This window comes from Engelhardtia mirabilis, assembly GCF_007748095.1.
Taxonomy (GTDB): Bacteria; Planctomycetota; UBA1135; order UBA1135.
The window spans coordinates 6,841,687-6,853,944 of sequence record NZ_CP036287.1; the positions used below are offsets into that span (position 1 = coordinate 6,841,687).

Here is a 12,258-nt window from a genome sequence, read left to right on the forward strand (position 1 = left end):
TCCCCTGTCGACGCCGTGGGCGGCGTCGAGGTAGGAACGGGACGGCCGCCCCGTGCCGGGCGGCCGTCCAAGGGACTCCAATCCAGAGAGACTTTCGATGGTCTCCATGCCGAGCCTGGTCGCAAGCCGGGTGCCAACCGTCGCAGGGGCCGCCGGGCCCCCGCGGGCGGTCATGCAAAGGGCCCTGGCGGCCCCCCACGGAAAGCCCTTCCTGACGGGCCCGGAAAGTCCGGAACAATCGAGAAGACCCTTCCGCCCAATCCGCTTGGCCCCGGTCCCGGACCCGTCGAGACGCCTGGAGGGCTGGTAATCGCCGCCTCATGCGGCTTCCCGGCCCGACCCCTACAACCGAAGACCCCTGCCAGTGGCGGGTTCGCCGTCATCTGGACAGGCGAACCGACCTCGGCTGGGCGGGCCAGATATGTTTCCGGTGCAGGTCACCGGGGATCTCCCACGCCCACAGAACTCCCGCTCGCTGCCGCACAACCGTGTCGGCGGGCTGGATCGCAACCACCCGTACTCCCGTCCTAGACGAGCCTGGCCCTCGGCGACCTCGTCAGCCCACAGCAAAGACGTATGAAACACCGCACCACCGCACTTGCAGCGAGCGTGCTCGCCTTTGGAGCGACCTACGTGTCGGCCCAGACCCAGGCACACGCAGTTCTCGTCGACCCGAACAACTCGGACCTCGTCTGGACGGTCAACCACGACAACGACTCGGTCTCCCAGGTCAACGTCGCCACCGGCGCCGTGGTCGCGGAGATCGCGGTCGGGGCCCAGCCCAACCACCTGGCCTTCAACGCCGCGGGCACCAAGCTGCTGGTGGTCAACCGGCGCGGGAACGTGCCGCTCACGACCAACTTCGTGACGCCCTTCACCGGCGCCGAGATCCGCGGCAGCATCAGCGTGATCGACGTGGCCACCAAGACCGTCGAATCCTTGCTGACCGACGTGGGCACCGAGCCCTACGGCATCGCCCTGTCGCCCAACGGCAAGTTCTTCGTCGTCACCGCCTTCCGCTCCAGCGAAGTGCTGCTGCTCGACGCGACGACCTACGCCGAGCTGGCTCGCCACGAGTACGACGACGACCTCAGTCACATCGCCCCGGGCAAGACCATCGACCAGATCGACACGGACTTCGACGGGGTGCCGGACCTGGCCAACCCGCGTCTGTTCTCGGTCACCGCGGACTCGGCGAAGATCTACGTCACCCACTGGAAGTCGCCGTGGATCTCGATCCTCGACGTGACCCTCGACGGCTCGGGTGTCCCGACCGCCGTGGCCGAGGGCGGTCGCATCAACCAGGACGACTACGACCTGCACCCGATCAACAACCCGATCCCGAACCACACGGTCGCGAGTCAGGGTGACCCGACCTTCTCGGACGACATCGCGATCTCGCCCGACGGCACCCGCGCGCTCGTTCCGCAGGTCCTGCTGAACATCAACTTCGACACCACCCACGACTTCGCGGGTGCGATCGCGGGGGCCTTCGCCAACCGCGTGTACCCCTCGCTGACGATGCTCGACCTCGTCACCGGGAGCTACAACGCCCCCGGTGACGCGTCGAATCGTCTGCACCACGAGCTGACCGACACGCTGACCCCGGCCAAGTACGTGCCCTTCGGCGGCCAAGGCCGCAGCATCGGCGGGGGCATCGTGACCCTCGGCGGCTCCGGCTCGCCGGTCCTCGGCGGTTCGGCCGACTTCGTGCTCAGCGGCGTCAACGGCGCCGGCGTGCTCGGCTTCGTCTGGTACGGCATCGAGACCAACATCCCGGTGCCGCCCCTGGGCACCCTGCTGGTCGACCTGCAGGGCTCGATCGCGATGAGCGCGAGCGTCGGTGACCAGTGGGCCGGCTCGATCGCCATCCCGAACTCGCCGGTGCTCGACGGCCAGGTCGTCTCCTTCCAGGGCGCGACCTTCAACACCAACAACGGTGACATCGGCCTCTCGAACGGCGTCCGCGTGGTGCTCGGCACCACCGGCACGGGCCTGAACAAGATGGGCTACCGCGCCGGCCAGCCCTACCGCGCCGACTACAACGCGGCCGGTGACAAGGTCCTGATGCTGAACCAGGGCTCCGAGGACGTCTTCCTCTACGACGTCAACGGTTCGGACATGACCCTGCAGACGGTCTTCCCGCCCCGTCACGGCCACGTGGAGCGCACGCCGCTCGACCTGACCACCGCGATCGGCGACATGCCGATCGGCTGGACGGTCGTGCCGGACCCGGCCACCAGCAACGACGACGCGCTGATCTACATCCAGAACGAGGTCACCACCTCGCTCAGCGTGTTGCGCGTCGACTACGCCACCGGCGTGATCACCAAGGAGGCCGACCAGATCGTCACGATCACCGGCCCCGACCAGAAGACCGTCAGCGAGCGCATCGGCCAGGAGCTGTTCCACGACGCCTCCCGCGCCCAGACCACCGGCAACTTCAACAACTCCTGCTACTCCTGCCACGCTGAAGGTGGTGAGGACGGCAAGAGCTGGGACCGCCCCGCCGGCCCGCGTACGACCATGCCGGTCTACGGTGGCCCCCTGGGCTCCGGTCTGCTGCTCTGGAAGGGCGTCCGCGTCAACCTGGGCGAGACCGGCCCGATGTTCGGCGGCGAGAACGGCGGCACGGGCATCATGAGTGACGTCGAGCAGCAAGGCCTGATCGACTACCACAAGGTCATCCCGTTCCCCCTGAACCCGAACCTCGATCCGGTCACCGGCGACCTGACGTCGCTGGCGGCCTACGGTCAGGACCTGTTCTTCGGGACCAACGACACGGGCCTCAACCCGACCCAGCGCGCGGCCGGCTGTATCGCCTGTCACCCGAAGGCCGACGCCGTCAACGGCAGCACGCGCCTGTTCACCGCTGACTTCCTCGACCCGATCTACACCGACGGTCTGGAGTTCGGCTACGTCCACGACGACAACTGCCTCAACCTGCAGGAGAACATCGCGCAGCTCAACATCCGCGCGGTCAACTCCCAGGTGAACGGCGACGAGGATCTGGACGGCTTCCCCGACTTCGACCGCAACCTCGACGGTTACTCGGACATCGAGGGTTACACCCCGATCCACCCGGACTCGGACGACAACTTCGAGCGGGACGACCCGAACAGCTACCCCTGCCCCCTGGATCCGTTCTTCGACCCGCTCGGGCCGAAGAAGGTCTTCAACCGCAAGCTGAAGCTGTTCTCGATTCCGACCAAGCTCGCGGTCTTCCACACCTACCCGTACATGCACGACAACTCGCTCGTGTCGCTGCGGGCGATCGTCGACCCGGACTCGCAGATGAACGATCCGGTCTACGGCAGTGCGAACTACCCGACCACCTTCAAGTGGTTCAACGAGTTCCACGACATCCGCGGCCACGAGGACATCGTTCCCCAGGCCTCGAAGGTCCAAGTCTCCCTGGTCAGCACCGACAAGGACGCCGACATCGAGGCGATCCTGGCCTTCATCTCGAGCCTGTGATCAAGGGGGCTTGACCCCACACGACTCGGGCTTCGGCCCCCAGCGCAGCGGCCCCCGCGATCCTCACGATCGCGGGGGCCGCTGCCGTTCGGGCGGGGCCCGCATGCGAGGTCAGGGCCGCTCAGCCCTTCTCGCGCACCTCGACCGTGCCGTCGTCGTCGGCGATCACCACGGCGTCGGCCAGGCCCAGGAAGAGCCCACACTCGACAACTCCCGGGGTCGCCGCCAGGGTCAACTCGAGTGCCTCCGGGTCTTCGATGCCGCCCTCGAAGTGGACGTCGAGCACGGCGTTGCCGTTGTCGGTGCGGTACTCGCCCCCACCGGCCGCCTGCCGCTCGCGCGGCTCGCCGCCCAGCCGAGCGATCTGTCGCGCCACCACCGGCAGGGCGAAGGGCACCACCTCCACCGGCAGGTCGAAGGTCGTCCCGAGCCGCTCCACGACCTTGTCGCGGCCTACGACGATGACCTCGCGCCGACTGATCGAAGCCACGACCTTCTCGCGCAGCAGTGCACCGCCGCCGCCCTTGATCATCCGGTACTCGGCGTCGATCTCGTCGGCGCCGTCGACGGTGAAGTCGAGCAGATCCACCTCGTCGAGACCGACCAGGGGGATGCCGAGCTCGCGCGCCACGGTCTCGGTGTCGATCGAGGTCGGCACCCCGCGCACCTCGAGGCCCTCGTCGCGAATGCGCTCCGCGAGCCGCTCCAGGAAGAAGCGCACCGTGGATCCGGTCCCCAGGCCGAGGGTCGAGCGATCGGGAACGAGGTCGGCTGCACGGCGGCCGGCGGCGAGTTTGGCCTGGCTCATGGGGGCTTGTTCGGAGGGAGGCGCTCGTCGCGCCCGGACTGGGTCGGATCGATCGAGAGGGGCCGCGATTGTTTAGGGGCGTCGGAGCCCAGACAAGCGCCCTGCGCGCCGATGAAAGGGCTATACTCCCCCCTCTTTGCGACCGAATCTCATTTAGGCCGGCAGCGCGAGCGAACCTGCCCTGCGAGAACCCTCCCCGCCCGGGCCCACCAACCCCCGCCCCTCCGCCCCGTGGACCGCGCGGAACGACCACCGGTTACGCCTCCAACCCCGATTCTTCACTTGGTCACCACCACCCTCGATCAGCTTCGTCCCGGACAGGGCGGTCGCCTCGTCAGCCTCGGCGGCGAGCGGCTGTTCCGACGTCGGTTGATGGAGTTGGGCCTCTTGCCGGGCTCGCGCGTCTCGGTCGTGCGCGCGGCGCCCTTGGGTGGAGTCCTGGAGCTGGAGGTGCGCGGTTCGCTGCTCAGCGTGCGGATGTCCGATGCCGCAATCCTCTCGGTCGAGGTGAGCTGAGGCTCGTCGAGCTTTGATCCAAGCCTCTACTCCTCCGCCCCTGGTGGCCCTGGCGGGTAATCCGAATACCGGCAAGACGGCGCTGTTCAACCGCCTCACGGGCGCGCGGGCCAAGGTGGGCAACTATCCGGGCATCACCGTGGATCGCCACGAAGGGCTGGTCCGGCTCGGCAGCGAAGGCCGTGTGGCGCGGCTGCTCGACGTGCCGGGCAGCTACTCCCTGTCGGCGCGTTCGGAAGAGGAACGCATCGCCGTGCGCGCCATTGCCGGGCTCGAGGGCGAGGAGCGTCCGGGGGCCGTGGTGCTGGTGCTGGACGGCACCCAACTCGGCCGCAACCTCTACTTCGCGCTGCAGGTGATCGAACTCGACCTGCCGACAGTGGTCGCAGTCAACCTGACCGACGTGCTCGCCAAGGAAGGCCGCGTCTTCGACGTGCAGCGCCTTCGGCGCGCCCTGGGCGTGCCGGTGGTGGCCCTCTCGGCGCGCAGTGGCGAGGGTGTCGACGACCTGCGCGCGGCTCTGGCGGGGGTGCTGGACGGCGAGCCCGAGGCGCGGCCCGGTTGGCGCTGGGAGCCCGGCACCGACGCCCTGCGCCGGGACGTGGACGAAGTCCACGCGGCCCTGCCCCCCACCTGGCGCGACGGGAACCCGCGTCGCGAGCGAGCCCTGGCCGTTTGGGCCCTGCTCTCCCTCGACGAGGGGGACGAGCTGCGCGGCATCGACGGACGCCTGCGCGCCGCGGCGTCGGCCGCCCACGAGCGGGCCAGCGTCGAGGGTCGCTCGATCGACGAGGAGGTCGTCGCCGGGCGCTATGGCTGGATCGAGGAGCACACCGCTGGCGTCGTCACCGCGCGGGCATCGGCGCGTGACAGTTTCACGAGCGCGATCGACCGGGTGCTGCTCTCGCCGCTCCTGGGCTTCCCGATCTTCCTGGCCCTGATGACGATCGTCTTCCAGGCGCTCTTCGCCTGGGCCGACCCGGCCATCGGCGCGATCGAGTCGCTCTTCGCGTGGCTCGGAGGGGTGGTCGGCCCGGCCCTGCCCGAGGGCTTCCTACGCAGCTTCGTGGTCGACGGCCTGATCGCCGGCGTGGGCGGTGTGCTCGTCTTCCTGCCCCAGATTCTGCTCCTGTTCCTGTTCGTGGCGGTGATGGAGGACACGGGCTACATGGCTCGGGTGGCCTTCCTGATGGACCGCATCATGAAGGCCTGTGGCCTGCACGGGCGCGCCTTCGTGCCCATGATGAGCGGCTTCGCCTGCGCGATCCCGGCCGTGATGGCCACGCGCACCATCGAGCGCGAGCGCGACCGCCTGCTGACGATGATGGTCGTGCCGCTGATGACCTGCTCGGCGCGGCTGCCGGTCTACACCCTCTTGATCGCGGCCCTGTACCCGCCCGGCAGGGGCGATTCGTTCCAGCAGGGGCTGATCATGGCGGGCATGTACCTGTTCGCCACGGTGGTGGCCCTGATCGCGACCGCCGTGCTGAGCCGCACGGTCTTCGCGGGCGTGAACCCGCCGCTGCTGCTCGAGATGCCCGCTTACCGCATGCCCCAACTGCTCGGGGTCCTGCGCACCATGTGGGAGCGCAGCACGATCTTCGTGCGCGAGGCGGGCACGGTGATCCTGGTCGCCACGATCACCCTGTGGGCCCTGCTGAGCTTCCCGGCGGATCCCGAGCTAGGGCCCGAGCTCGCGGGACGCCTCGGCGCGGCCGAGGCGTCCGTGGACAACGCGCGGAGTGGGGCTGCACCCGATCCAGCCGCGCTCGAGTCCGCCGAACAACGCCTGGCCAAGGTCGAAGCGGAGATCTCGAGCCTGCAGCTCAACGAGAGCTACGCGGGTCGCCTGGGCCGCGGGATCGAGCCCGCGATCGCGCCCCTGGGCTTCGACTGGAAGATCGGCGTGGGCCTGATCGGCTCCTTCGCCGCGCGCGAGGTCTTCGTCAGCACCATGGCCATCGTCTACGGGCTCGAGGACGACGGCGAGGACACCGCGACTTTCCGCCAACGCCTCTCCTCCGAGAAGCGACCGGACGGCAGCAAGGTCTTCACGCCCCTGGTGTGCGTCTCGCTGATGGTCTTCTTCGCCCTGGCTGCCCAGTGCATGAGCACCATCGCGGTGGTCAAGCGCGAGACCAAGAGCTGGCGCTGGCCCCTGTTCATGCTCAGCTACATGACCGTGCTGGCCTGGGTCGGCAGCTTCACCGTCTACCAGGGCGGCAGGCTGCTGGGCTTCGAGTAGCACCGCCCGCGCGCCCCCGATCCATCTACGGACAGGAGCCGGCGCCGCTGCGCCCGCCGGCTCCCCATCGGGAGTCAGGCCACAGGATCGGGTGCCTACAGCCGCTCAGCTCCGTGCGTCTTGCAGGAACTGGGCGAATTTCTGAGCCGACATGTAGGGGCCCTCTCCCAAGCGCTCACCCGTGGCCGGGTCGACCACGACGTAGTAGGGATTGGCCACCGTGCCGGCCAGGTCTCGCTGCAGCCCCTGGATCCGGTCGATGTTGACCCGACCGTCGGTGTGCAGGCGCGCCTCGACGAAGTTGGGGACGAGTTCCGCGGCGACCGCCGCGCTGGGGAAGGTGAACTTCTCCATCTTGCGGCAGTTCACTCATGTGTGGCCGGTGAAGTTCACCAGCAGCAACTTGCCCTCCTGCCGCGCGAGGGCGAGGGCGCCGTCGTAATCGTCCTCGACGATCGTGTGGCCCTTCTGACGCGACTCTCCTGCGCCGCTCGAGGCGCCGGAGACCTCGTTGGCGATGCTGTGGCTGTAAGGCGGCACGATCGCGGTCATGATCGGATCGAGCATGCGGCCGCTCGCGCCGTAGCCCGAGTAGGTCGCGAGTAGCACGAAGCCGAGGCCCGCCAACATGCGGATCGGGCCGATCTCGCCGCTCTCGCCCTTGAGCTTGATGAAGCCCAGGACGAAGGCTCCCGCCACCGCGAAGATCGCCATCCACAGGGCCAGGAACAGCTCGCGCGAGAGCACGTTCAGACCCCAGACCAGGTCGGCGTTGGAGAAGAACTTGAACGCCGCGGCGAGCTCGACGAACCCCAGGGCGACCTTGAGCGTGCCCATCCAAGCGCCGCTCTTGGGGATCGACGCCAGGCGGCCGGGGAGCAGCGACAGGAACACGAAGGGCAGGGCGATGGTCAGCCCGAAGACCGCCATGCCGATCACCACGCGCCCCACGCCGCCCCCGCCGGTCGCGCCCACCGACAGGAGGCTGGCCACGAAGGGCGCGGTGCAGGTGAAGCTGGTGATCACCAGGGTCGCGCCCATCAGGAACACGCCGATCAGCCCGCCCTTGGTGGAGGCCTTGCCGGCGGCGTCCATCAGGAACCGCGGGGGGTTCATGTTGATCGCGCCGAACAGCACCAGGGCGAAGTAGAAGAACAGCAGGCCGATGATCGTGTTGAAGATCGGGTCCGTGGCCAGGGTGATGATCGGACCGCCGACCACCACGCCGATGAACACGAAGATGCCCACGATCCCGGCCCCGTAGGCGAGGGCCAGGGGCAGGACCTTGCCGCCCCGCGCATCAGCCTGCTTCGTGAAGAAGCTGATCGTGATCGGGATCATCGGGTAGGTGCACGGCATCAGGAGCGTGAACAGGCCCCAGAAGATCGCCAGGCCGAGGAAGGCCACGAGGCCGTCGTCGGGCGCTTGCTCGGGCGCCCCATCGGCGTCCGTGGGGCGGTCGCTCGCGGGGCTGCTCTCCGCGGCATCGCCGCTGGCGGAGCTGTCCGTGCCCGTGGGCGACTTCGCGGTCGCACGGGTCTGCAGCGCTGCGAACCCGGCGAAGAGCTCGTCCGAGCCCGCACCCGAGCCCCGGACCGTTGCCGCGAATGGCATGCAAACGCCGTCCTCCTCGCAGGTCAGGCCGTCGAGGGTGACCGTCACGTCTCCGGGCGCCGGGACGGACCTCCCCACGTCGACGTGCCCCTCGATCAGCACGACCACCTGGCCCTCGTGACCCAGGATCCAGGTGTCGCGGCCGCCGTCGCCGAGGCCGGGCTGTTCGAAGCGATGGGGCTCGGGGAAGACCGGCGCGCTCCACTCGACCCCCGGCGCCTCGATCTCGACCTTGGTCGGCTTGCCGACCGCGTCGGGCTGTCCCAGCTCGGTGTGGTAGAGGTGCCAGCCGTCCGCGATGTCGAGCACCAGCACCGCGCGCACCGAATCGTCGCCCGCGCTGCGAACGGAGAGCTGCGCCGCGACGATCTCGTCGTCGTCCGCGCCGCCGAGGCCGTCGAAGAAGCTGTCGAGGTCGAAGTCGTCCTCCTCCTCGACCTGGGCCTGGGGCGCCGCTGCGAGGAAGTCGGCGAAGTAGTTGTCAGGGCCGGCACCAGCGCCCGCGACGGTCTCGTTGTAGGGGATGCAAACCCCGTCGTCCTCGCAGGTCAGGCCCTTCAGCCGAGCGGTGACACCGGAGGGCAAGAGGCTCGCCGCGGGGTCGGCCAACACCCCGTCGACCTTCACCACCAGCTGGTCCGCGTGACCCTGGATGTAGGTGTCGCCGCCGTCCTCGCCCAGCCCGGCCTGGACGTAGCGGTGGGGCGTCGGGAACACCGGCGCGTCCCACGTGACCCCGGCGGCCTCGAGGGTCACCGTCGTCGGCATGCCGATCGCGTCCGGCGGGCCCAGGTCATCGTGGTAGAGGTGCCAGCCGGGATCGATCTCGAAGCGGACCACCGCGCGCACGCGCTCGCCCTCGCTGCGCACCCAGAGGGTCGCCTGTGCCTTCTGGTCGCCGCCCAGGCCGAATTGGGCTGCCGCTTCGGCTTCCGGAGACAGCAGAGTCAAGAGCGACAGCAGCACCAGCGGCACCGTCGCGAGGAGGCGGTTGAATGTCATCGATCGATTCGCGGGCCGGGGGGATTGGCTCGTCCGAGTACGGGCGCTGCGAGCGCCTGGGACGGCCGGCCTCGGATCGGGGATTCTACGACCCTCGCGGGGACATGACCGGCCGGAGACGGGCCCCGGACCCGCGCCGCGCGCGATGGCGTTAGGCTCCCACTCGGCCCCTGGTCCACGCTCCCGACTCCGGAGACTCCCGATGAACCGCCGATCTCAGATCCTGCTCGCCGCCGGCATCGCAGCGGCCCTCCTGCGCCCCGCGCCGACGGTCCTGGCGCCCGCGAATTTCGGCGTCGGCCTGCGGGAAGCTCAGGTGGACCAGGAGAACCCGCCCGAGGATCCCCCCGGGCTGCTCGGCGTTCGCGCGCGGCTGCGCCGCAAGCTGACCGAGGGTCTGCCGGGCAACTGGCAACTGACCCGTTTCGACCACGTGGTCAACGACCTCTCGAACGCCCCGGTCTACGGCTACATGACGATCGAGAAGGTGGGCTACCTGACGCTGATCGTCCACGCGCGCGAGCCCGAGCCGAACCTCTTCGACGGGGGCCTGCGGGTGCAGGCCGGCGTGCACCACTGGCGCCTGACCGACGACGGCGTGCTGCAGACCTCGTCGATCCTGGCCCACAGCAACTTCTCCTCCCAGCTCGAGCTCGAGGCGGTCTACACCCCGCGCGAGTACGCGGTGTCGCTCGAGGGCGACATCCTGATCCTGCGCCGTCCGGACGGGTCGGAGCTCACGTTCGAGCGCTTGCAGGCCGCCGTGTTCCCGGAGGAGGCCGCGCGCCGAATCGATCAGATCCGCGAGTTCCGCGACGGTTGAGGGGTCCTCAGCGGCGCGAGTGGAGGCGGCTCGCGATGAGGCCCCACTCGGGCAGGGCCAGGGCGCGCGCGGCGGCGGCGAAGACCAGGGCGCCGGCGGCCACGCCCAGGCCGAGGCGCAGCCAGGTCAAGGGGCCGCCGCCGTCGTTCAGGGGCGCAGTCGCGAGCGCCGCGGCCCAGGCGGCGGAGCCGGACAAGGCCGCTGCGAGCGTGATTCGCACCAGGCGTCGGGTCAGTCCGGCCTGGGCCGCCGGCAGACCCAGGCCGCGTGTCAGGCCGGGCTGAAGCGCCAAGAGGTTGCCCCAAGCCGTGATCGCCGTGGCCAAGGCCAAGCCGTCCACGTCCATCCCGGCAAAGCGCAGGAAGACGAAGTTCAGCACCGTGTTCGCGACCAGCGCTGCGATCGAGATGCGAACCGGCGTCCGCAGGTCGCCGCGGGCGTAGTAGACGCGGCTGGTCAGGCCGACCGCACCGGCGGCGGGCAGGGCCGCCGCCAGGTAGGCCAAGGCGTGGGCCACGCGGGCGGCGCCGTTCGCATCGAATTGGCCGTGCTCGAACAGGGCCGAGCTGATCGGAAGGGCCAGGGCCGCCAGGCCGGCGGCGGCGGGCAGGGCCAGGAAGGCCACCGCGAGTTGGGTGCGGTCGTGCAGGGAGCGCAGCTCGCCCAGGCGGTTCAGGTGACCGAGCGCCTTGAGCGAGGGGAAGACCGACGACGTGGCCGCGATGGCGATCAGGGCCAGGGGGAACTGCTGCACCCGGTTGGCCAGGTAGTGGGCGGTCGGTCCGCCGTCGGCCGCGATCAGGGCCTCGGCCATCAGGCCGTCGATCATCACGTTGATCTGGTAGGCGGCGGCGCCGAGGGCGAAGGGCGCGCTGGCCGAAAGGACGGCGATCCCGGCGCGGGCTGCGGCGACCGGCGGGCGCTCGCCGGGGAGGCTGCCGACCAGGCCCATGCGGCGCAGGGCCGGGAGCTGGATCGCGAGCTGGGCCAGGCCCGACAGGACGACTCCGCCGGCGAGCAGTCGCGCCTGGGTCAGGTGGTCGTCGCCGGCGTGCTGCCAGTCGATCCAGGCCAGGGTCGCGATCCAGACCACGTTCATGGCCACGGGAGCGAGGGCCGGACCGAGGAACTCGCCGCGCACCTGCAGGGCTCCGGCGCACAGGGCCGCGACGCAGACCAGCACCAGGAAGGGCAGCACGCGCACGGTCAGCTCGATCACGGCCTCGGAGCCCGGCGGCGGTCCGAAGAGGCCGGACTCAGCGAGCCCCGGCGCGAACAGGCCGATGGCCATTCCGACGGCGCACAGGCCCACCAGGATCAAGGTCGTGACCCGCAGGGTCGCGCGGAACAGGGCCCGTCCGGCCAGGTCGCCGTGCTCGGCGTCCGCCTCGGTCATCGCCGCCTGGAGCGAGGTCGACAGGGCGCCCTCGCCGAAGAAGCGGCGGAACAGGTTGGGGACCCGCCAGGCGGTCAGGAAGGCGTCGTAGATGGGCGAGGTGGCCCCGAACAGGATCGCGGACTGGACCTCGCGCACGAAGCCCAGGAGGCGACTTGCCAGGGTCAGACCGGACACCAGGAAGGTCCGACGCACGAGCCCCTTGTGGCGATCGACGACGTGGGCTGAGCCCTCCACGGGGGCGTCGTCTCGAGGGGTCTGGTTGGTGCTCACGGGTTCCGAGCGATGCGGCTCGATGCGGAGTCGCACGCTTGGTTGTCGTTCATCAACCCGCAGGAGTGCGGCACCTCCTGGTTGATGAACAACAACGAATTGTG

Annotated in this window: 8 protein-coding genes; 4 read left to right on the forward strand and 4 right to left on the reverse strand. The window is 69.7% G+C overall.

The window, feature by feature from the left end; genetic code table 11:
- The first annotated feature begins 576 nt into the window (after positions 1-576).
- The gene (locus tag Pla133_RS25290; RefSeq protein WP_145070602.1) at positions 577-3,477 is read left to right on the forward strand and encodes a YncE family protein; all 2,901 of its coding nucleotides are present in this window, start codon (positions 577-579) and stop codon (positions 3,475-3,477) included.
- 121 nt (positions 3,478-3,598) lie between these two features.
- Here Pla133_RS25290 and rpiA read toward each other — a convergent pair whose 3' ends face one another.
- Positions 3,599-4,285 carry a ribose-5-phosphate isomerase RpiA gene (gene rpiA, locus Pla133_RS25295; RefSeq protein ID WP_145070604.1) on the reverse strand — a complete coding sequence of 229 codons (687 nt, stop codon included), beginning with the start codon at positions 4,283-4,285 and terminating at the stop codon, positions 3,599-3,601.
- 282 nt (positions 4,286-4,567) lie between these two features.
- On the opposite strand from rpiA, the gene Pla133_RS26805 reads away from it, so the two are divergent.
- Positions 4,568-4,801, forward strand: a complete 234-nt coding sequence (locus Pla133_RS26805; protein WP_419191958.1) for a FeoA family protein — start codon at positions 4,568-4,570, stop codon at positions 4,799-4,801.
- A gap of 13 nt (positions 4,802-4,814) precedes the next feature.
- The gene (gene feoB, locus Pla133_RS25305; protein WP_145070608.1) at positions 4,815-7,046 is read left to right on the forward strand and encodes a ferrous iron transport protein B; all 2,232 of its coding nucleotides are present in this window, start codon (positions 4,815-4,817) and stop codon (positions 7,044-7,046) included.
- Positions 7,047-7,151: 105 nt separating this feature from the next.
- Here the strand turns inward: feoB and Pla133_RS25310 are convergent, their stop codons facing one another.
- Both Pla133_RS25310 and Pla133_RS25315 read right to left on the reverse strand, forming a co-directional pair.
- Positions 7,152-7,415 carry a hypothetical protein gene (locus Pla133_RS25310; protein WP_145168543.1) on the reverse strand — a complete coding sequence of 88 codons (264 nt, stop codon included), beginning with the start codon at positions 7,413-7,415 and terminating at the stop codon, positions 7,152-7,154.
- On the reverse strand, positions 7,416-9,662 hold the full coding sequence (locus tag Pla133_RS25315; RefSeq protein ID WP_145070612.1) for a protein-disulfide reductase DsbD family protein: 2,247 nt from the start codon (positions 9,660-9,662) through the stop codon (positions 7,416-7,418).
- A 202-nt stretch (positions 9,663-9,864) separates the two neighbouring features.
- Here Pla133_RS25315 and Pla133_RS25320 point away from each other — a divergent pair, with 202 nt between their 5' ends.
- Positions 9,865-10,485 (forward strand): hypothetical protein, encoded by a 621-nt coding sequence (locus tag Pla133_RS25320; protein WP_145070614.1) that lies wholly within the window; start codon positions 9,865-9,867, stop codon positions 10,483-10,485.
- A 7-nt stretch (positions 10,486-10,492) separates the two neighbouring features.
- Here the strand turns inward: Pla133_RS25320 and murJ are convergent, their stop codons facing one another.
- Complete coding sequence (gene murJ, locus Pla133_RS25325; RefSeq protein ID WP_419191959.1) at positions 10,493-12,154, reverse strand: murein biosynthesis integral membrane protein MurJ; 1,662 nt, start codon at positions 12,152-12,154, stop codon at positions 10,493-10,495.
- Positions 12,155-12,258 lie beyond the last annotated feature (104 nt).